Origin of the sequence: Lichenicoccus roseus (genome assembly GCF_005844085.1) — a bacterium.
GTDB lineage: Bacteria > Pseudomonadota > Alphaproteobacteria > Acetobacterales > Acetobacteraceae > Lichenicoccus > Lichenicoccus roseus.
The window spans coordinates 342,261-361,802 of sequence record NZ_VCDI01000001.1 but is presented as its reverse complement, the minus strand read 5'-3'; the positions used below and the strand labels follow the sequence as shown (position 1 = coordinate 361,802).

19 protein-coding genes and 1 tRNA gene are annotated in these 19,542 nt (G+C 68.8%); 12 read left to right on the top strand and 8 right to left on the bottom strand.

Translation table 11 applies throughout. The features are described from left to right. The first annotated feature begins 317 nt into the window (after positions 1-317). Complete coding sequence (locus FE263_RS01625) at positions 318-2,891, top strand: glycosyltransferase family 2 protein (RefSeq protein ID WP_171033882.1); 2,574 nt, start codon at positions 318-320, stop codon at positions 2,889-2,891. Between the two features lie 26 nt (positions 2,892-2,917). Further along, complete coding sequence (locus FE263_RS01620; protein ID WP_138324196.1) at positions 2,918-3,499, top strand: LolA family protein; 582 nt, start codon at positions 2,918-2,920, stop codon at positions 3,497-3,499. 61 nt (positions 3,500-3,560) lie between these two features. Here the strand turns inward: FE263_RS01620 and lipB are convergent, their stop codons facing one another. Beyond that, positions 3,561-4,247: a lipoyl(octanoyl) transferase LipB gene (lipB, locus tag FE263_RS01615; RefSeq protein ID WP_408886130.1), complete on the bottom strand. Its 687-nt coding sequence runs from the start codon at positions 4,245-4,247 to the stop codon at positions 3,561-3,563. Between the two features lie 56 nt (positions 4,248-4,303). On the opposite strand from lipB, the gene FE263_RS01610 reads away from it, so the two are divergent. The 4 genes from FE263_RS01610 to pgmG all read left to right on the top strand — a co-directional run bounded on the left by FE263_RS01610 (position 4,304) and on the right by pgmG (position 9,184). Further along, positions 4,304-4,389 (top strand) — tRNA-Leu (locus FE263_RS01610). 91 nt (positions 4,390-4,480) lie between these two features. Next, a complete protein-coding gene (locus tag FE263_RS01605; RefSeq protein WP_138324195.1) occupies positions 4,481-6,757 on the top strand; it encodes an NADP-dependent malic enzyme in 2,277 nt (758 codons plus the stop codon). Between the two features lie 139 nt (positions 6,758-6,896). Beyond that, positions 6,897-7,775, top strand: coding sequence for a UTP--glucose-1-phosphate uridylyltransferase GalU (gene galU / locus FE263_RS01600; protein ID WP_138324194.1), 879 nt, complete (start codon positions 6,897-6,899; stop codon positions 7,773-7,775). After that, on the top strand, positions 7,775-9,184 hold the full coding sequence (gene pgmG, locus FE263_RS01595; RefSeq protein WP_138324193.1) for a phosphoglucomutase/phosphomannomutase PgmG: 1,410 nt from the start codon (positions 7,775-7,777) through the stop codon (positions 9,182-9,184). The genes galU and pgmG overlap by 1 nt, the downstream gene beginning before the upstream one ends. A gap of 26 nt (positions 9,185-9,210) precedes the next feature. Here pgmG and FE263_RS01590 read toward each other — a convergent pair whose 3' ends face one another. The 5 genes from FE263_RS01590 to FE263_RS01570 are packed head-to-tail and all read right to left on the bottom strand — an operon-like array spanning position 9,211 to position 14,697. After that, complete coding sequence (locus FE263_RS01590; RefSeq protein WP_138324192.1) at positions 9,211-10,029, bottom strand: CheR family methyltransferase; 819 nt, start codon at positions 10,027-10,029, stop codon at positions 9,211-9,213. Then, positions 10,026-11,153, bottom strand: coding sequence for a protein-glutamate methylesterase/protein-glutamine glutaminase (locus FE263_RS01585; RefSeq protein ID WP_240758937.1), 1,128 nt, complete (start codon positions 11,151-11,153; stop codon positions 10,026-10,028). Before FE263_RS01585 ends, FE263_RS01590 begins: the two co-directional genes overlap by 4 nt. Beyond that, positions 11,150-11,563 carry a response regulator gene (locus FE263_RS01580; RefSeq protein WP_240759007.1) on the bottom strand — a complete coding sequence of 138 codons (414 nt, stop codon included), beginning with the start codon at positions 11,561-11,563 and terminating at the stop codon, positions 11,150-11,152. The genes FE263_RS01585 and FE263_RS01580 overlap by 4 nt, the downstream gene beginning before the upstream one ends. Beyond that, positions 11,563-12,072, bottom strand: a complete 510-nt coding sequence (locus FE263_RS01575; RefSeq protein ID WP_138324191.1) for a chemotaxis protein CheW — start codon at positions 12,070-12,072, stop codon at positions 11,563-11,565. Before FE263_RS01575 ends, FE263_RS01580 begins: the two co-directional genes overlap by 1 nt. A 15-nt stretch (positions 12,073-12,087) precedes the next feature. Next, positions 12,088-14,697 (bottom strand): hybrid sensor histidine kinase/response regulator, encoded by a 2,610-nt coding sequence (locus FE263_RS01570; protein WP_138324190.1) that lies wholly within the window; start codon positions 14,695-14,697, stop codon positions 12,088-12,090. A gap of 98 nt (positions 14,698-14,795) precedes the next feature. Between FE263_RS01570 and FE263_RS01565 the strand changes: the two genes are divergently transcribed. Together FE263_RS01565 and moaA are read left to right on the top strand one after the other, a co-directional pair. Continuing rightward, complete coding sequence (locus tag FE263_RS01565; RefSeq protein ID WP_240758936.1) at positions 14,796-15,020, top strand: DUF3553 domain-containing protein; 225 nt, start codon at positions 14,796-14,798, stop codon at positions 15,018-15,020. Next, complete coding sequence (gene moaA / locus FE263_RS01560; RefSeq protein WP_138324189.1) at positions 15,017-16,072, top strand: GTP 3',8-cyclase MoaA; 1,056 nt, start codon at positions 15,017-15,019, stop codon at positions 16,070-16,072. The genes FE263_RS01565 and moaA overlap by 4 nt, the downstream gene beginning before the upstream one ends. Positions 16,073-16,122: 50 nt before the next feature. On the opposite strand, the gene FE263_RS21965 is transcribed toward moaA, so the two are convergent. Together FE263_RS21965 and FE263_RS01555 are read right to left on the bottom strand one after the other, a co-directional pair. Then, a complete protein-coding gene (locus FE263_RS21965; RefSeq protein ID WP_171033881.1) occupies positions 16,123-16,260 on the bottom strand; it encodes a hypothetical protein in 138 nt (45 codons plus the stop codon). A 51-nt stretch (positions 16,261-16,311) separates the two neighbouring features. Beyond that, positions 16,312-17,193: a methyltransferase domain-containing protein gene (locus tag FE263_RS01555; protein ID WP_138324188.1), complete on the bottom strand. Its 882-nt coding sequence runs from the start codon at positions 17,191-17,193 to the stop codon at positions 16,312-16,314. A 111-nt stretch (positions 17,194-17,304) separates the two neighbouring features. Between FE263_RS01555 and FE263_RS01550 the strand changes: the two genes are divergently transcribed. The 4 genes from FE263_RS01550 (at position 17,305) to FE263_RS01535 (ending at position 19,523) form a co-directional block, all read left to right on the top strand. After that, entirely contained in the window at positions 17,305-18,099 is a 795-nt protein-coding gene (locus FE263_RS01550; protein WP_138324187.1) for a ComF family protein, read from the top strand. Between the two features lie 158 nt (positions 18,100-18,257). Further along, positions 18,258-18,518, top strand: coding sequence for a glutaredoxin 3 (gene grxC, locus FE263_RS01545; RefSeq protein ID WP_138324877.1), 261 nt, complete (start codon positions 18,258-18,260; stop codon positions 18,516-18,518). Positions 18,519-18,529: 11 nt separating this feature from the next. Next, positions 18,530-19,054 carry a DUF1178 family protein gene (locus FE263_RS01540; protein WP_138324186.1) on the top strand — a complete coding sequence of 175 codons (525 nt, stop codon included), beginning with the start codon at positions 18,530-18,532 and terminating at the stop codon, positions 19,052-19,054. Beyond that, a complete protein-coding gene (locus tag FE263_RS01535; RefSeq protein ID WP_240758935.1) occupies positions 19,041-19,523 on the top strand; it encodes a DUF2147 domain-containing protein in 483 nt (160 codons plus the stop codon). Before FE263_RS01540 ends, FE263_RS01535 begins: the two co-directional genes overlap by 14 nt. Positions 19,524-19,542 lie beyond the last annotated feature (19 nt).

Sequence of the window (19,542 nt, the reverse complement as noted above, 5' to 3'; positions counted from 1 at the left end):
GCAGGAACGGCTCGCCGGCAAGGCGCGAACTTCATGAGCCAGCAAGGCATCTCGGCCTCCGACTTGGGAAAGTTAATGCAGCGTTATCCCCTTAGCTCACCGTAATGAATTCGTATCGAAGATGTAAACAAAAATCCCTGAATGCCCGGCCGTTTCAGACTTGAACAAGATAGGCAGGTAATATGTCGTTGACTTCGATACTTGAACCCGTCGGTAGGGTTCGGCGGCTGTAGCAACAAATCGAAGCTCGATTGTTACAGCGCCGTTTCGCACTTCTCGGCCGATGCGGTGTAGGCTGAACTCTGCAGGAGACCATGGTGGCGGACACGGCGCGTGCGACCGGCAAGGCTGATGGCGGCCCCGGCAGAGCCCGCGGCGGATTCGGCGGCTATTTCGACCGCTACGAGGCGGCCCAGGCTTCCGGCTGGGCTACCGACCTGCAGGCGGCACAGCGCATCGTCGTGCTGTCCGTCCTGGTCGATGGCGAGGTGGTCGACCAGGTATTGTGCGACGGCGTGCGCGAGGATGTGCGTGCGGCACTCGGCCTTACCTCCGCACGGGTCGGCTTCTCCTACGACATTCCGGCGCGGTATTTCACCGCCACGCCGCACGTGCTGAGCTTCCGGCTGCCCGATGGCGGCGTGCTGTCGTACATGGGCGCCGGTGGCGTCGGCAGCCTGGCGCCATCGCTTGCATTCACCGAGCCGCAGCGGGCCGATCTGCGCGGCCATCTCGACGGCATGGCGCACAACATCCTGCGCGGCTGGACGCTGCGTCCGCTCGGCCCCGACGGCGCGACGACTGCCGCCGGAACCGTGCTCATCACCTGCGACGACGTGCGCATCGGGCTGGCGCGCGCCGACCGGATGCGCGGCGACGTCGGTGCCGCCAACGACAGCGATCCGTGCTGCGGTTTCGAGTTCGTGGTGCCGCCGGATCTGCGCGGCGGCGGGCCGCGCCGCTATCGCGCGTTCGCGCTACCCGGGATGCTTGAACTGGCCGGCAGCCCGCTGCTCACCACCACCGTCTCCGATCTGCACGAGGTGCGGCTGCGCACGCTGGCGGCCGGCATGGGCCGTCTGCAATCCGAGCTTGCCCGCATGCGCAGCGAGCTCGACCTGCTGCTGCCGTCGGAAGGCTACCACCTGGAGGATTTCGATCGCTGGGCGCGGAGCTATTACGACACCCTGCGGGCCCGCGTCGTGGCCGGGCGCGCGCTGGCGGCAAGCGCCGGCGGCGAGGCCTGCGCGACGCCCCTGGTCAGCGTGCTGCTGCCGACCTGGCGGCCGTATGTGCCGGACTTCGTCGCTGCCGTCGAAAGCGTCATCGCGCAGACCTATGACCGATGGGAGCTGGTCATCGTCGACGACGGCAGCAAGTCGGACGAGCTGACCGCGTGCATCGAGGCGTTCTGCCGGCAGGATCCGCGCATCCGCTGCATCAGGCGCAGCCGCAACGTGGGCATCGCGCGCGCCACGTCGCTCGCGATGCAGTCGGCGCGCGGACAATGGACCGCGTTCTTCGATCATGACGACCTGCTCGTCGATGTTGCCCTGGAAGTCATGGTGCGCGCGGCGGCGACGACCGGCGCCCTCCTGCTCTATTCCGACGAAGACAAGATCGACCGCGGCGGCACCTACCGCGAGCCCAACTTCAAGCCCGACTGGAACTACCGCTACCTGCTCGGCTGCAACTATGTCTGTCACCTGACGATGGTCGATACCGCGACGATGCTGCGCGTCGGTCCGCTGCGGCGCGAATACGACGGCGCCCAGGATCACGACTTCGTCCTGCGCTGCAGCGAGATCCTGCCGCCCGGCCGCATCCACCACGTGCCCGAGCTGCTCTACCACTGGCGCATCACGCCGAACTCCACCGCCGCCAGCGTGTCCAACAAGCAGTATGCGGTCGAGGCCGGCGTTCGCTGCGTCGCCGACCACCTCCTCCGCACCGGCCATCCGGCGCAGGTAGACGCCATCGACCGCCTCAGCATCTACCGGGTGGAGTGGGCGCCGGACAGCACGGGACCGCTGCCGGCCATCAGCGTGATCGTCCCGTTCCGCGACCAGATCGCGATCACCCGCGCCTGCGTGCTCTCGCTGCTGCGGCATACCGAATATGAGACCTACGAACTCGTGCTGGTCGACAACTGGTCGACCGCGCCCGAGCTGCAGGAGTTCCTGGCCGAGATGCGGAGCGAGCCGCGGGTTCGCGTGCTGCGCATCGAGGAGGGCTTCAACTATGCCCGGCTGAACAATCTCGCCGTCGCCGGCAGCGACGCCAGGTATTTCGTGTTCCTCAACAACGACGTTCGCATCAGCGATCCGCGCTGGCTGCACCGCATGCTCGGCGAGATCACCGCCGGCTCCGACGTCGGCATCGTCGGCGCCAAGCTGCTCTATCCCGACCGCACGGTGCAGCACGCCGGCGTGCTGGTCGGGATGCATGGCGTCGCGGCGCATCCGCATCTCGGACTGCCGGGGAGCGAGTACGGCTATGTCGGCCGCGCCCGGCTGAGCCAGGAGCTGATGGCGGTGACCGGCGCCTGCATGATGGTGCGCGCCGCCCTGTTCCGCGAAATCGGCGGCTTCGACGAGGTCGGCCTGCCGGTCGCCTACAACGATGTCGATCTCTGCCTGAAGGCGCACGAGCGCGGCTGGCGGGTGGTGTGGTGCGCCGAGGTGCTGGCCGAGCATCTGGAGAGCCTGTCGCGCGGCAGCGACCTGCGGCCCGAGCAGGAGGCGCGCTTCTTCCGCGAGCGCCAGGTGATGCTCGAGCGCTGGGGCGACCGCGCCTTCTTCCGGCAGGACCCGTTCTACAACCCGAGCCTTTCCAGCACCGGCCGGCTGTTCTACACGCTCGCCGACCCAGCCGGGAGGGCGCCGATCTGAGACCGATAGTGCTGAGCCGTCGCAGGATGGCCGCCCTCGCCCTGACCTTGCTGAGCGGCGCCTGCGCCGTACGGCCGGTGCTGTCGCCGCAGGAGCAGGCGGACGTCGACCGCATCCAGGCCTATCTCGACGGGCTGCACGGGCTGCGCGCCCGCTTCCTGCAGATCGGCGCCGACGGCGCGACCAGCAGCGGCATCGTCTGGTACGAGCCCGGCAAGCTGCGGATCGACTACGAGCAGCCGGCGCGCATGGAGGTGGTGGCGACCGGCACCCATCTGGTGGCGCACCGCGAGTCTGACGACAGCACCACCCGCATCGCGCTGTCGAGCAACCCGCTCGGGCTGCTGCTGGTGCCCGGGCTGCGCCTGTCGGGCGACATCACGGTGACCGACATCCAGCGGCGCGCGGGCGTGCTGCAGGCCTCCCTCGCACGCACCAGCAACCCGGCGCAGGGCCTGCTGACGCTGGTCTTCAACGACACCGGCGCATTGCAGCTTGTCGGCCTGGAGGCGGTGGATGCAAGGCGGCAGCGCACCAGCTTCCACCTGATCGACCCGCAGGCCGGACTTGCCCTGGACCCTGGCCTGTTCCGGCCGCAGGCAGCCTGATCGCGCCGCTCGTCCGCTTTCCTGCGGCGCAGGTCGGCCCGAAGCCCACCGCGCGGCGGCTTCAGCCGAAGCAGGCGGCCCAGTTTGCCCGCAGTTGCGCGTCGACCTCGTCCAGCGTGGCCCGTACGCCCAGTGCGTGCAGGCTGGTCACGCCATGTTCGCGCAGGCCGCATGGCACGATGCCGTCGAAATGCGCGAGGTCGGGATCGACGTTCAACGACACGCCGTGCCAGCTGACCCAGCGGCTGACGCGCACCCCGAGGGCCGCGATCTTGCTGTCGCCCCCGGTCTCGGGATCGCGCACCCAGACGCCGACCCGGCCGTCGCGGGTGCCGGCCTGCACGCCGAAGGCCGCCAGGGTCCGGATCAGCCACTGCTCCAGCGCCTGCACGTAGGCCCGTATGTCGCGTGGCGGCACCGCGCCGTGCGGCCGCTGCAGGTCCAGCATGACATAGGCCACGCGCTGTCCCGGACCGTGATAGGTCCACTGCCCACCGCGCCCGGCGGCGTAGGTCGCAAGACCGAGCGGGTTGAACAGATCCTCCGGGCGTGCCGAGGTGCCCGAGGTGAACAATGGCGGGTGCTCCAGCAGCCAGATCGCTTCGGGGGCGCCGCCGGCGCGGATCGCCGCGACCCGGTCCTGCATCGCCAGCACCGCCTCCGGATAGCCGACCGGGTCGGCATGGTGCCGCCATTCGACGCCTGTCGCGTCGGACACTGCCGCGGTCATTGCCGTCTGATCGGCCATCGGTTATACGCCCCCCCGTCGACCCGTATCGCGCAGGCGGTGCAGGAAGTCACGGTGCGGTCGTGGCGGAATGGTAGACGCGCAAGCTTGAGGTGCTTGTGGGGGAAACCCCGTGGAAGTTCGAGTCTTCTCGACCGCACCAGTTCATCCCGTTACCTGGTGTCCCGGACCCCTTGCCCGGTCACGCCGGGAGTGGTCCTGTCTGCCCCCGAGGCTGAAGGGGAAACAGGCGGATGGACGACGATTTCAGGAAGGCGGCACTCGACTACCACCGGTTGCCGACCCCCGGTAAGCTCTCCGTCACACCCACCAAGCGCATGGCGACGCAGCGCGACCTGGCCCTTGCCTACTCGCCAGGGGTCGCCGCCGCCTGCGAGGAGATCCAGGCCGATCCCTCCAAGGCCCGCGACTACACGGCCCGAGGCAACCTGGTCGGCGTGATCTCCAATGGCACCGCGGTGCTTGGGCTGGGCAATATCGGCCCGCTCGCCGGCAAGCCGGTGATGGAGGGCAAGGCGGTCCTGTTCAAGAAGTTCGCCGGCATCGACGTGTTCGACATCGAGGTCGACGCCGCCGATCCCGACCGCTTCATCGAGGTTGTGGCGGCGCTGGAGCCGACCTTCGGCGCCATCAACCTCGAGGACATCAAGGCCCCCGAGTGCTTCCGCATCGAGGCCGAGCTGCGTGCCCGCATGGGCATCCCGGTATTCCATGACGACCAGCACGGCACCGCGATCGTCGCCGCCGCCGCGGTCCGCAACGGGCTCGAGGTGCAGGGCAAGACGCTGTCCGACGTGAAGCTGGTGACGTCCGGGGCAGGGGCGGCGGCGCTCGCCTGCGTCGACCTGCTGGTGCAGATGGGCCTGCACATCGAGAACGTGACGCTCACCGACATCAAGGGCGTGGTGTACGAAGGCCGCGGCGACGAGATGCAGCCGAACATGGCGCGCTATGCCCGGCGCACCGACGCGCGCGCCCTGTCCGAGGTGCTGGTCGACGCCGACGTGTTCCTCGGCCTGTCCGCGCCGCGCGTGCTGAAGCCGGAATGGCTGGCGCAGATGGCGGCCAAGCCATTCATCCTGGCCCTCGCCAATCCGGAGCCGGAGATCCTGCCCGACCTTGCGCGCGCGGTGCGCCCGGACGCCATCATCGCCACCGGCCGGTCGGATTATCCGAACCAGGTCAACAACGTGCTGTGCTTCCCGTTCATCTTCCGCGGTGCGCTCGATGTCGGCGCCACCGAGATCAACGAGGAAATGAAGGTGGCCGCCGTCGAGGCGATCGCCGCCCTGGCCCGGGTCGAGGCGAGCGAGGTGGTGACAGCCGCCTATGGCGGCGAGGCGCCGGCGTTCGGCCCGGAATACATCATCCCGAAGCCGTTCGACCCGCGCCTGATCCTGCACGTGGCGCCGGCGGTGGCCAGGGCTGCGATGCGCACCGGGGTGGCGACGCGCCCGATCACCGACTTCGACGAATACAAGGACGACCTCGAGGTCTTCGTGTTCCGCTCCGGCCAGGTCATGCGGCCGATCTTCGAGGTGGCGCGCAGGGCCAACAAGCGCATCGTGTATGCCGAGGGCGAGGACGACCGCGTGCTGCGCGCGGTGCAGACGGTGATCGACGACAGGCTGGCACGGCCGGTACTGGTCGGCCGTCACCGGGTCATCGCCGGCCGCATCCAGAGCCTGGGGCTGCGCATGACGCCGGGACAGGATGTCGAGGTGCTGGATCCGGAGGAGGACACCGCGGTGTTCGGTCCGCTGATCGAGCCTTATCTCAAGATGGTGGAGCGCAAGGGCGTGCCGCCGGTGATGGCCGAACGCCAGTTGCAGCGTCGTCCGACGGTGGCGGCCGCCATGCTGCTGCATGCGGGGCTGGTCGATGCGGCGCTGGTCGGCGGCCATGGCGACTGGTGGCGGCACATGCACTACTGGCATCCGGTGATACCGCGCCGCCCGTCGGTGACGAGGCTGTATGCGTTGTCCGGGCTGATCCAGTCGAACGGCGTGCTGTTCTTCTGCGACACCCATTTCAACCTCGATCCGACCGCCGAGCAGATCATGGAGATGACCATGCTGGCGGCCGACGCGGTCCGCATGTTCGGCATCACGCCTCGGGCGGCGCTGCTGTCGCACTCCTCGTTCGGCGCCAGCAACTCGGAGTCCGCGCGCAAGATGCGGACTGCGCTGGCGCTGCTGCATGAGCACGCGCCCGACCTCGAGGTGGATGGCGAGATGCAGGGCGACGCGGCGCTGAGCGAGACCCTGCGCGACCGGGTGATGACGTCGGGCCGGCTGAGCGGCACCGCCAACCTGCTGATCATGCCGACGCTGGATGCGGCCAATATCAGCTTCAACCTGCTCAAGGCAGCCGGCGAGGGCCTGCAGATCGGGCCGATCACGCTCGGCGCCTGCAAGCCGATCCACACCCTGGCCGGCAGTGCCACCGCGCGGGCGATCGTCAACCTCACCGCGCTGGCGGCGCTGCAGGCCGAGCAGCATACCGGCTGAGCCTGCGACCGGTCGGCCCGCAAGAGGCACCGGTTCTTGGCAGAGTGTTACCGAAGGGCTACCCAGGCCTGCGCCGTGTTCTGCTACGGTCGCGCGTCGATCTGGGCCAGCGGGTCCGAGCTGATAAGGGTTGTATGACGTGATCAAGCCACTGCGTAAGGCGGTCCTGCCGGTAGCCGGCCTCGGAACGCGCTTCCTGCCCGCCACCAAGGCGATGGCCAAGGAGATGCTTCCGGTCGTGGACCGGCCGCTGATCCAGTATTCGATCGACGAGGCCCGGGCGGCCGGGATCGAGCAGTTCTGCATGATCACCGGACGTGGCAAGACCGCGCTGGTCGAGTATTTCGACAAAGCATACGAGCTCGAATCCACCCTCAAGCAGCGCAACAAGCCGGAAGCCCTGGAGGCGTTGCGGGCTTCCGAGATGGAGCCCGGCTCGATCGTTTCGGTGCGCCAGCAGGAGCCGCTCGGGCTCGGTCATGCGATCTGGTGCGCGCGCTCGTTCATCGGCGACGACCCGTTCGCGATCCTGCTGCCGGACGACATCATCCTCAGCAAGACGCCGTGCCTGAAGCAGCTGGCCGATGCCTATCACGAGACCGGCGGCAACGTGGTCGCGGTGACCGAGGTGCCGCACGAGCACACCAACCGCTACGGCATCCTGAAGGTCGGTGCGGATGACGGCAGGATGGTCGAGGTGACCGGGCTGGTCGAGAAGCCGAAGCCGGCCGACGCTCCGTCGAACCTCTCGATCATCGGCCGCTACGTGCTGACCGCCGACGTGATGACGCACCTGTCCAGGCTGGAGCGCGGTGCCGGCAACGAGGTGCAGTTGACCGATGCGATGGCCAAGATGATCGGAACGGTGCCGTTCCATGGCCTGCGCTACGAAGGCAAGCGGTTCGACTGCGGTGACAAGGTCGGCTTCCTGGAGGCGCAGATCGCTTTCGCGCTGGAGCGTGCGGACCTGGGGCCACAGGTACGGGAATTCCTCAAGTATTACTGCGAGCGCCTCTGATGACGTTCCGTCACGACTTCGATCCTACCAGTCTCCGCGAGTACGACATACGCGGCATCGTCGGGAAGTCGCTGCATCCGGCGGATGCCTTCGCGATCGGGCGGACCTTCGGCAGCATCGTCGTCCGCACCGGCGGCCATGTGGTGGCGGTCGGCTACGATGGTCGGCTGTCGTCGCCGGAGCTGGAGGAGTCACTGGTCAGCGGGCTGAAGGCGAGCGGCATCGAGGTGCTGCGGGTCGGCCGCTGCCCGACGCCGATGCTGTACTACGCCGCCACCACGCTGGCGACCGACGGCGCGATCATGGTGACCGGCAGCCATAACCCGCCGGACTACAACGGCTTCAAGATGATGCTGGGCCGCAAGCCGTTCTTCGGCGCCCAGATCAAGGAGCTCGGGCGGATGGCGTCGGCGCCGGATGTGGCCCCCGAGGCCGAGGGCAGCGACCGTCGCATCGACATCGCGCACGACTACGTGGCGCGCCTGATCTCGGACTGGGATGGCGGCGACCGGCTGCTCAAGGTGATCTGGGACAACGGCAACAGCTCGGCCGGCGAGGTCCTGCAGCGGCTGGTGCGGTCGCTGCCCGGCGAGCACACGGTGCTGAACGGCGAGATCGACGGCCGCTTCCCGGCGCACCATCCGGACCCGACGGTCGCCAAGAACCTCGAGCAGCTGATCGCGGCGGTGCATGAGAAGCAGGCCGACATCGGCATCGCGTTCGACGGCGATGCCGACCGCATCGGCGTGGTCGACAACAAGGGCCAGATCCTGTGGGGCGACCAGATCCTGATCGTCCTGGCTCGCGACGTGCTGCGCGACCATCCGGGTGCGACGATCATCGCCGACGTCAAGGCGAGCCAGGTGCTGTTCGACGAGGTCACCCGCGCCGGCGGTAATCCGCTGATGTGGAAGACCGGGCACTCGCTGATCAAGGCGAAGATGGCCGAGACCGGCTCGCCGCTGGCCGGGGAGATGTCGGGCCATGTGTTCTTCGCCGACAAGTGGTACGGCTTCGACGACGCGCTCTATGCCGCGGTGCGCATGCTCGGCATCGTTGCGCGCATGAGTGGCCCGTTGTCGGACGTGAAGGAGGCGTTGCCGCATTCGGTCAGCACGCCGGAACTGCGCTTCGACTGCGAGGATACCCGCAAGTTCCAGGTGATCGAGGAGGTCGCGGCCAGGCTCAAGACGTCCGGTGCAAGGGTGTCGGCCATCGATGGCGTGCGCGTGCGCACCGACGATGGCTGGTGGCTGCTGCGTGCCTCCAACACCCAGGCGGTGCTGGTCGCCCGTGCCGAGGGCGCGAGCGAGGCCGCGCTGGACCGCCTGAAGTCGGCGCTGACCGAACAGCTCGAGCAGTCCGGCCTGAAAGCCCCGGATTTCTCCGGAGAAAACGCCGGCCACTGAGCGATCAGGCGACATGCCCTGGCCGCCTAGCCGACGGTAGCGGCCACCCGGGGCACCTCGAACACGAAATGCTCGCCTCCGACCGGCCGCAGCGAGCTGGTCAGGCCGGTGACCGACTCCGCCGCGCCGAGGAACAGCAGCCCGCCCGGGACAAGCCGGGCGGTCAGCATCTCCAGCACCCGCGATTTCGTAGGCGGATCGAAATAGATCAGCACGTTGCGGCAGAAGATGATGTCGAAACGGCCCAGCGAGCCGGCGTCCGACAGCAGATTCCACTCGCGGAACTCGACCATGTCGCGGATCGGCTTGATGAGCCGCCAGCTCTCGTCCTCCTTGCGGAAATACTTCACCAGCATCCGGGCGGGCAGACCACGCTGCACCTCGAACTGGCTGTAGAGGCCCTCCCTGGCGCGCGCGAGCGGGATGCGGGCGATGTCGGTACCGAGGATCTGGACGGCACGTCCGCAGAGTGCCGCGCCCATCTCGCTGAACAGCATTGCCAGCGAATAGGCTTCCTGGCCGGTCGACGCGGCGGCCGACCATACGCGCAGCGGCGCGTTGCCCGGCCGCCCGGCCAGCAGGCGCGGCACCCCCACGGTGCGAACGTGGTCGAAGGGGCGGGTGTCGCGAAAGAACAGGGTCTCGTTGGTGGTCAGGGCTTCGACGACCTCGGCTTGCAGGAGGCGGTCGTGACGCAGCAGGGGTGCCAGCGCCTCGTAGCCCGCGACCCCGAGGCGGCGGGCGATCGCCTCGAGCCTAGTCTCCAGCAGGTATGTCTTGTCCGGGCCCAGGGTGAGGCCGGAGCGGCTCTTCACCAGGGTGGCGATCTCTTCGAAGCTGGTCATGGGGTCGAATTCATGATTTGCGTGACCTTGGCGGCAAGTTCATCGATCCCGAGCACGGCGTGGCAGATGCCGGCCTTCGCCACCGCGCCTGGCATACCCCAGACGACGCTGCTGGCTTCGTCCTGGGCGAGCACGCAGCCTCCCGCCTCGACCAGTCCCTGCGCCCCGCGCAGCCCGTCCTGGCCCATCCCGGTCAGGATCACGGCCAGCACGCGGCCGGCGCAGGCGGCGGTGGCCGAGCGCAGCATCGCATCGACCGCCGGCCGGCAGGAGTTTTCCGGCGGCTCGCTGGTGAGCTGGACGTACAGGTCGGGCCCCCGCGCAAGGATGGCGAGATGCCGGTCGCCGGGCGCGACGTAGATGCGGTCCGGGGCCAGCAGCTCGTCGTCGACCGCCTCGGTGCAGCCACGCGCGCCGAGGCGCGCGATATGCTCGGCGAGGCTGCGCGTGAACACCGGCGGCATGTGCTGGGTCACGACGATCGGCACCCGCAGCGGCTGGGTGAGGGCCCGGAAGAAGCCGAACAGGGCCTGGGGGCCGCCGGTCGAGCTGCCGATGGCCAGCAGGCGCGGCGCCTTCGCCGGACGGGTCGCGCCAGCGGCGACCGGCGTGGCGCGGACGGTGGCCGGCGGGCGTGGCGTCGCCGGCGCGGCCCGCTGGCGACGCAGGCGGGCCTGGCCACGGATCTTGGCGAGGATCTCGCGGACGAACTCGTCGGTCTGGTTTGCGGCCGGCTTGGGAACATAGTCGGCGGCGCCGGCCTGCAGGGCCTGCATGGCGATCGCGCCACCCGCGGTGGTCAGGGACGACGCCATGATCACCCGCACGCTCGGGTCGATCTTCAGCAACTTCGGCAAGGCGGTCAGGCCGTCCATCACCGGCATCTCGACATCGAGCACCACCACGTCGATGCCGCCGCGGCGCAGCGCCTCGGCAGCCTTCTCGCCGTCGGCGGCAAGGCCGGCGATCTCGATGTCCGGCTCGGCGCGCAGGATACGCGCGATGATGGACCGGACGGTGAAGCTGTCGTCGCAGATCAGCACGCGGATCGGCGCGGCAGCACGCTGGGAGGTGATGGGCGTAGTGGGGGCTGCCTCGACGGGGACGGGCGGCAGCCGGCTCACTGGCGGCGACCGGTGAGGCCGAGCTGCTCCAGCTTGCCGATCAGGATGGCGTCGTCGAACGGCTTCATGATGTATTCCTGGGCCCCCGCCTCGATCGCGCTGACGATGAAGTCGGCGCCGTTCTCGGTGGTGCACAGGATGACGCTGGGCTCGTCGGGCCCGAAATCGCGCCGCAGCCCACGCAGGCAATCGATCCCGTTCATGACCGGCATGTTCCAGTCGAGCAGTACGACATCCGGCAGGGTGACATGGCATTGCGCGAGCGCCTGGGCGCCGTCGCCGGCCTCTGCCACGTCGTAGCCTGCTTCCTCCAGGATGCGGCGTGCGACCTTGCGCACCACCCGGCTGTCATCCACCACCAGGATGCGGGTTGCGACGGACTGGTTGGTCGGGGTCATCACGGCCTCCATCACGCTTTCGCCTCCTGGTCGGCGAAGAGCAGGCGGCCGATGTCGAGCACCACCATGAGCCGGTCGGGAAGCCGGAAGATCCCGGCACTGAACTCGATCCAGACCGCCCCGAGCGTCGGCGGCGGTGGCTCGATGTCGGCGGGATCCAGGGTCAGCACCTCGAGCGCCTGATCGACCAGCAGCGCATAGCTGCCGGCGCCGAACTCGGCGACAACCGCGACAGGATGCCGGCCGGCTGGCGCGGGCCGCAGCGAGAGGCGCCGCCGGAGATCGATGGCGGTGACGATCTTGCCGCGCAGGTTGATGTTGCCGGCGATCTCCGGCGGCGCCAGTGGAATGCGGGTCACCACGGTCTCGGCGATGACGTCGCGGACCGACAGTACCGGCACGCCGCAGAGCTGGCCGTCGACGAGCAGGGTGAGGAAGCCCTGCTCGCGTTCCTTGAGGGCGGCGGGCGTGGCGTTCCTGGCCGGCGGTCTGGCCGCGACGGTGCTGGCTGATGCGTTCATGATGCTGCGTCCGGATCAGGCGGCGACATGCTGGGCAAGGCATTGCTCCAGGCTCGCCAGCAGGGTTTCACGCTCGAATTTGCGTATGTAGTCGGTGAACCCGGCTTCCCGGCCGGCCTTGGCATCGTCCTTGCCGCTCAGCGCCACCATCGGCAGCTTCGACCAGGGCCCGCCTTCGCGCACCTTGCGAGCGAAGCTGTTGCCGTCCATGCCGGGCATCTCGATGTCGGAGATGATGGCATCGAAGAGCTCGCCGGAGTCGCGCAGCGCCAGCGCGTTCTCCGCATCGTTCGCCGTGGTGACGTCGTAGCCGGCCGCCGAAAGGCTCGGCACCAGCAGGTGGCGGAAGAAGTCGCTGTCCTCGACCACCAGCACGCGGCGGCGGACGGGCCCGGCGGCTGCCACCTGCCGGAACCAGTTCTGCGAGGCGCGGGTCAGGAAGTGGCCGGCATCGACCACGTCGGTGGCATGGCCATCGATGATGGCGGTTCCGAACAGGCCTGGCTCGTCGCTGCTGATCTCGACGTCCAGCCGGTCCCGGACCACGTCCAGGATGTCGTCGACCATCAGGCCGATATGCTGGTCGCCGTCGCTGAGCACCAGCACCGGCTGATGCTCGCCTGACAAGCCGACCGCAGGGTCGAGTGCGACCAGCGGCATCAGGGCGCCGCGATATTGCGTCACCAGCCGGGATCCGGTCGCCTCGATGCGGGCGCGTGGCACCATTTCCAGGCGCGCGATCAGCGCCAGAGGCAGCGCCTTCTGCGCACCGGGTCCGGCGCGTACCAGCAGCAGGTCGCTGCGGCCGTCGCTGGCGGCGATGCCGGTATCGGCCGAACGGCTGCGTATCTCCGTCGCCATGCCGAGACCGCTCGCCCGGGCGATGCCGAGCGGATCGAGGATCATGATGACCGCACCGTCGCCGAGGATGGTGTTGCCGCAGAACAGCGGGATGTTGCGGATGACGGGAGCGACCGGCTTGACCACGATCTCCTCGGTATCGAACACATGCTCGACGATGAGACCGAGCCGCTGGCTGCCGACCGTCAGCACCACGACGACCTTCTCGGCGAGGCAGGCTGCGTCGCCGGAGGGGTCGGCTTCGGTATGCAGGCGCAGCGTACGCGTCAGCGAGACCAGCGGCAGCAGGCGGTTGCGCAGCCGCAGCACGGGAGCGCCGTCGATGGTGTCGAGCACCATGTCCGGCTGCGCGCCGGGCAGCACGATCTCGACCACGCTGATCTGCGGAATGGCGAAGCGCTCGCCTGCCGAGCCGATCACCAGGGCCGAGACGATCGCGAGGGTCAGCGGGATCTTGATCAGGAACTGCGAGCCCTGGCCGACCTTGCTCTCGATGTCGACGGTGCCGTTGATCTGCTCGATGTTGCTGCGTACGACATCCATGCCGACTCCGCGGCCGGATACCGAGGTGATGGCTGCCGCGGTCGAGAAGCCGGCATGGAAGATGAAGCGGCGGATCTCGTCCTCGCTCATCCGGCGCAGCCGCTCCTCGGTGACCAGGCCCTGGGTCATCGCGCGCGCGCCGAGCTTGACCGGATCGAGTCCCCGCCCGTCGTCGCGGATCTCGATCACCACGTGGCCGCCTTCGTGGCGAGCCGCCAGGGTGATCTGCCCGGTTTCCGGCTTGCCGGCCCGCCGCCGCTCGACCGGCGTCTCCAGCCCATGATCCGCGCTGTTGCGGATCATGTGGGTGAGCGGGTCCTTGATCAGTTCCAGCACCTGGCGATCGAGTTCGGTGTCGGCGCCGATGGTGACCAGCTCGATCTTCTTGCCGAGATCGTGCGCAAGGTCGCGGACCAGCCGCGGCACCGTGTTCCAGGCGTTGCCGATCGGCTGCATGCGCGTCTTCATGACGCCTTCCTGCAGGTCGGTGGTGAGCTGCGACAGGCGCTGCATCGGTGTCGCGAGGCTGCCCTCGGCGGCGTCGCCTGCGGACTGGTCCGGGCGGCCGGTGGTACGCAGGATCTGCAGCAGCTGGTTGCGCGTGAGCACCAGCTCGCTGACCAGTCCCATGAGGTTCTCGAGCACCTCGACGCCGACGCGGATGGTGGTCTGGCCGCGGCTCTGCTGTTCGCCGTGGGCATCAACCTGATCGGGCACGACGAGCTTGGCGACGGCCTCCGGCGGGACGATCGCGGCAGTGGCGGGAGCGGCGCTGCGGGCCGGTTCGGGTGCTGCCGGTGCGGGCGCGGCGGCCGTCGCCACCGGGACCACCGTTGCGACCACGCGGCCCTCTGCCAGCTCGTTCAGGGCGTGGATCAGCTCGCCGTCGTCGCCGGCCGGCTCGTCCAGCCCGCGCGACAACGTGTCGATGATCATGCGCATACGGTCGGCGGCGGTAAGGACGAGACCGATGCAATGGCTGTCGACCCGCAGCGCCTTGGTGCGAAGCTTGTCGAGCACGGTTTCGCCGGCATGGGCGACCTTCTCCAGCCGGGGCAGGCCGAGAAAACCGCAGGTGCCCTTGATCGTATGGATCAGGCGGAAGATCAGGGAAATCGTCGGCTGGTCGTCAGGGGCCTTTTCGAGGCGGACAAGGGCGAGATCGAGTTCGGAGAGGCTCTCCAGGGTCTCGGTCACGAAGTCGGCGAGCAGATCGTCCAACCGAAGACTCCACTACGTTGCGCGTCGGGCTTAAGGGTGCGGTGCTTGAGCCGAGGATGCCCGGGCAAGCTGAAGATCCGGTAAACATGGAGGGTGTTATGGGCGAGCCGATGATGGGGCAGCCGGCAGGGCTGCCGACGTTCCGGACGTCGATCGAACCGGGCCAGTGGGTGATGCATCCGGAGCATCGCGACTGGGGCATGGGCCAGGTGCAATCCGCGGTGGGGACGCGGGTCACCGTCAATTTCGAGCATCGCGGCAAGGTGCTGATCAACGCCGCCCTGGTGGACCTGCAGATCCAGTACCAAATTACGTCTCGATGACCATCACGCTACCCAGGACGGCAACGCCCGTTCCCGTCTCCTCCGCCCCCGTCACCGATCCGTTCGGCCGCTCCATCAGCTATCTGCGGGTATCGGTCACCGATCGCTGCGATATGCGCTGCGTCTATTGCATGGCGGAGGACATGGTATTCCTGCCGCGCGCCGAGGTGCTGAGCTTCGAGGAGATGCAGCGCCTGTGCGGTGCCTTCATCCGCTCCGGCGTCCGTCGCATGCGCATCACCGGTGGCGAGCCGCTGGTACGGCGCGGGGTCGTCGAGTTCATGAGCGAACTGGGGCTCTGGCTTGGGCGGGGCGAGGGCGAGTGCGGCCTTGACGAGCTGACGCTCACCACCAACGGCAGCCGCCTGACCGAATTCGCCGAGGGTCTGTACGAGGCCGGGGTGCGGCGTATCAACGTGAGCCTCGACACCCTCGATGCGCAGCGTTTCAAGGCGGTGACGCGGGTCGGCAGCCTGGACCGGACGCTCGACGGCATCGCTCACGCACGGGCGGCGGGGCTTGCGGTCCGCATCAACACGGTGGCGATGCGCGGCGTCAACGAGGACGAGTTCGACGAGCTCATCTCCTGGTGCGGCCGGATCGGCGCCGATCTGTGTCTGATCGAGACGATGCCGATGGGCGACACCGGCGAGGACCGTACCGACCGCTACCTTCCGCTTTCGCTGGTGCGCAGCCGGCTGGCGGCACGCTGGACCCTGCAGGAGATCGGCTACCGCACCGGTGGACCGGCGCGCTACGTCAGGATCGGCGAGACCGGGCGCCGGCTGGGTTTCATCACGCCGATGACCCACAATTTCTGCGAGAGCTGCAACCGCGTCCGGCTGAACTGCACCGGCACGCTCTACATGTGCCTCGGCCAGGACGATGCCGCCGACTTGCGCGAACCACTGCGGCGCGGTGCCAGCGACGACGATCTGATGCACGAGATCCGTCTCGCGATCGCACGCAAGCCGAAGGGACACGATTTCATCATCGGGCGGCGCCAGGACACGGTCGGGGTCGCCCGCCACATGAGCGCCACCGGGGGCTAGCCCGGAAGCTTGGTCGATCATGCCCGGCTGGTGGTGCGACTGGCCGGCTTCTAGTAACCCTGCGGCGTCATCACCGAGGCGGGCGGGCTGGCAAGCGCCGGTTTTGCCGGCGAGAGGTCGGCTGACGGCGGGGATGCGGTGGCGCAACCGGCGAGGGCGGCAAGGGTAGCCAGGATCAAGATTCGCAACGATGTCTCCGGAGGCTGCTTCGGTATTGTCCTGATCCAGCGCGCAAGGCGTCAGTCGGGTTGCCCGTCGCGCAGCAAGGCTTCCGAACGGTCCCCGATGGCCTCCGCGAGCGGCACGGTGAACTGTCCCGGCTTCAGTGGCTTGGGCTGGTCCGGCGACGGCGACCAGCCGGTCATCATCGCCATGCGCAGCACCGTCTGATGGGGACGCCGATCACCGAGCCGGTGCAACGCCTGCGGAACGAGATCGCGCGGCGGCGTGGTCCGGCGGCGCAGCGCGACGGCATTGGTCTCGCCGGCGGCGCGCAGGTCCCGCAGCAGCGCCAGCGGCTCCCGATAGGCCAGCATGACGGTGTCGGCGTCGGCGACCGGCAGGGCAAACCCGGCACGTTGCAGCAGGCTGGCGCAGTCGCGCAGTTCCGGGAAAGGCGATATGCGAGGCGAGACCCCGCCACAGAGGTCTACCTCCGCCTCCAGCAGGGCGCCGCGCAAGACGCCGAGCGTCGGCAGCACCGGCATGCTGGCGAGGAACAGGCCGTCCGGACGCATGGCATGCCGGATCTGCACCAGGGCGCCGGGCAGGTCGTTGACCCAGTGCAGCGACAGGCTGGCCACCACCAGGTCGAAGCTGCCGGGACCGAACGGCAGCCATTCCTCATCGGCGACGACCCGCATGGCGTCCGAGCGAGACACCATCGAGTGCGAGAGGTCAATGCTGACAGTCTCGATGCCGCGCGCGCGCAGGCGTGCCGCAACTACGCCGCGGCCTCCGATGTCCAGCGCCCGTCCGAAGCTCCGGTTGACGTCGTCCAGCCGGTCGAGCAGGCGCTCGGCAGCCTCGTCGAGGATGTCGTGGACGGAGCCGACCGTGGCGGCGGCGCGATCGCGATGCAGCCGGACTGCCCGGCGGTCGAAGATGATGGGGTCCTGCACGTCCTGGCATGTGCGGACGATCGGGGCCGGGCGCAATAACCTTGCACCGCTGGCGTCCGCACGTCATGATTTCATTCCGTAACAAGAACGAGCGTCGGAGGAGGCGTCGCGATGCTGCGCTCTTCCGCTTTCGCGGGCGCTGCCGCATGGGGCGGCCATGCCGGCCGTTTCGCGCTCGACCTGGTGTTGCCGCCGCAGTGCCCGACCTGCGACCGGGTGGTGGCGCAGCCCGGACAGTTCTGCGCCGCCTGTTTCCGGAGGGCGGATTTCATCATCGAGCCGTGTTGCCGACGCTGCGGCGTCGCATTCGGCAGCATCGGCGAGGCGGGCCTGGGGCGCACCTGCGGCGCCTGCCTGGAACGGCCGCCGAGCTGGCAGCGCGCCCGCGCCGCCTTCAGCTACGACGATTTCTCGCGGCAGCTCATCCTGCCGCTCAAATATGCCGACCGCACCGAGAACGCCCGCTTCCTGGCGTTGCACATGGCGCGGGCCGGCGCGGTCCTGCTGGAGGAGTGCGATCTGCTTCTTCCCGTCCCGCTGCATCGCAAACGTCTGTTCAGCCGCCGCTACAACCAGGCGGCGCTGCTGGCCCGGCACGTCGGCCGGATCGCCGGCCGCACGCTGCTGGTCGACGGGCTGGTTCGGACCCGGGCCACCAGGAGCCTCGCATCCTGCCCGGCGGCGGAGCGGGCGGCGGCGATCAGCGGCGCCATCGAATGCCGTCCGGACCGGCTGGAGGCGTTGCGCGGACGGCGCGTGCTGCTGGTGGACGATGTGCTGACCACCGGATCGACCGCTGCGGCCTGCGCACTGGCATTGCTGCAGGCGGGCGTGGCTGCGGTCGATCTGCTGGTAGCCGCCCGCGCCGCGCCGCATCTGCCCCGCGTCGCGTCGGATACGCGGTAGAGGCACTCGAACGGCATCCGCGTCATCCAGCCGGGTGCATCTTGTCAGGTGGTGCCCGCGATACGACCATTAGACGAGGGAATGGACTGGTTCACGGTGCGGGCTCGCGGGCCTCGACGCCAGGTGCCGGGCCCCGAGCAACCGGAACGGACGTGACGATGCCGCAGATCGAGATCTACACCCAGCCTGGCTGCCCCTACTGCGCACGCGCCCTGGCGCTGCTGCGCTCGAAGGGTGCGGAGTTCCGGGAGATCAACGCGCCGCACGGCACCCCGGAGCGCAAGCTGTCGATCGAGCGGTCCGGAGGGCGCAGCAGCGTTCCCCAGGTCTTCATCGGTGGGCGTCATATCGGCGGCTGCGACGACCTGGTGGCGCTCGACGGCAAAGGTGGTCTCGACCCGCTGCTCAAGGCTGCCTGAAAACTGCCCGCATGATCCACTACCAGTTGCGCTGCCCGGCAGGGCACGGCTTCGAGGGCTGGTTCCGCGACGCCGTCGGCTTCGAGGAACAGGCGGCGGGCGGCCTGCTGGCCTGTCCGGAATGCGGGTCCGGCTCGGTGACGCGTGCCCTGATGGCGCCGGCGGTGCGGTCCTCGGGACGCAGGCGCGTCGCCGCCCCGCCTTCACCCGAGGCTGCGCCGGTTTCACCTCCGGACAACTCGCCCGAGAGGACAGCCGCCATCCTGCCCGACCGCATGCGCGCGGTCCTGCAGCGCATGAGGTCGGAGATCGAGCAGCATTGCGAGGATGTCGGCGATCGCTTCGCCGAGGTTGCGCGCGAGATGCACCGCCGTTCGAGTGGCGATGGCGAGCCCGGGGCCGTAGCCAGGGCCGGAAAAGAAGCCGTGCCGCCGCGTGGCATCTACGGAGAGGCGACCTCCGAGGAGTATGAGGCGCTCGCCGACGAGGGGATCGAGGTCAACCGCATCCCCTGGCTGCCGCGTGCCGACGGCTAGGCGCGGGCGGGTCGCCACCGCGATCCGGGTGGCGATCCTGGCCACCTGCCTCGCCATGCCGGCCCCTGCCATCCGGGCGCAGGCTGTTGCACCGCCCCCGCCGGCGCCGATCGGCCTCTGGCTCAGCCAGGACCATGACGGCGTGTTCGACATCGAGTCCTGTGGACCGGTGCTGTGTGGGCGGCTGGTCGGTATCCGCTACGACGGCAAGATGCCGACCGACAACCACGGCCGGCCGCAATGCGACCTGATGATGCTGACCGATTTCCGGCCGCAGGCGGACGATCCCGGGCGCTGGGCCGGCATCATCCTCGATCCTGAGACCGGGCGCCGCTATCACGCCGCGATCTGGTCGCCGAGCCCAGGGATGCTGAACCTGCGCGGCTACCTGCTTCTGCCGATCTTCGGCGAGACGCAGCGCTGGAGCCGCTATGCCGGCTCGATCGGTCCAGCCTGCCATATGCGCTAGTTCCAGCGACAAGCGCCGG

Coding starts and splice junctions, on each gene's coding strand:
- FE263_RS01620 (WP_138324196.1), top strand. CDS start 2,918: ATGGCCGCCCTCGCCCTGACCTTGCTGAGCGGCGCCTGCGCCGTACGG.
- lipB (WP_408886130.1), bottom strand. CDS start 4,247: ATGGCCGATCAGACGGCAATGACCGCGGCAGTGTCCGACGCGACAGGC.
- FE263_RS01605 (WP_138324195.1), top strand. CDS start 4,481: ATGGACGACGATTTCAGGAAGGCGGCACTCGACTACCACCGGTTGCCG.
- pgmG (WP_138324193.1), top strand. CDS start 7,775: ATGACGTTCCGTCACGACTTCGATCCTACCAGTCTCCGCGAGTACGAC.
- FE263_RS01590 (WP_138324192.1), bottom strand. CDS start 10,029: ATGACCAGCTTCGAAGAGATCGCCACCCTGGTGAAGAGCCGCTCCGGC.
- FE263_RS01580 (WP_240759007.1), bottom strand. CDS start 11,563: ATGGAGGCCGTGATGACCCCGACCAACCAGTCCGTCGCAACCCGCATC.
- FE263_RS01575 (WP_138324191.1), bottom strand. CDS start 12,072: ATGAACGCATCAGCCAGCACCGTCGCGGCCAGACCGCCGGCCAGGAAC.
- FE263_RS01565 (WP_240758936.1), top strand. CDS start 14,796: ATGGGCGAGCCGATGATGGGGCAGCCGGCAGGGCTGCCGACGTTCCGG.
- moaA (WP_138324189.1), top strand. CDS start 15,017: ATGACCATCACGCTACCCAGGACGGCAACGCCCGTTCCCGTCTCCTCC.
- FE263_RS01550 (WP_138324187.1), top strand. CDS start 17,305: ATGCTGCGCTCTTCCGCTTTCGCGGGCGCTGCCGCATGGGGCGGCCAT.
- grxC (WP_138324877.1), top strand. CDS start 18,258: ATGCCGCAGATCGAGATCTACACCCAGCCTGGCTGCCCCTACTGCGCA.
- FE263_RS01540 (WP_138324186.1), top strand. CDS start 18,530: ATGATCCACTACCAGTTGCGCTGCCCGGCAGGGCACGGCTTCGAGGGC.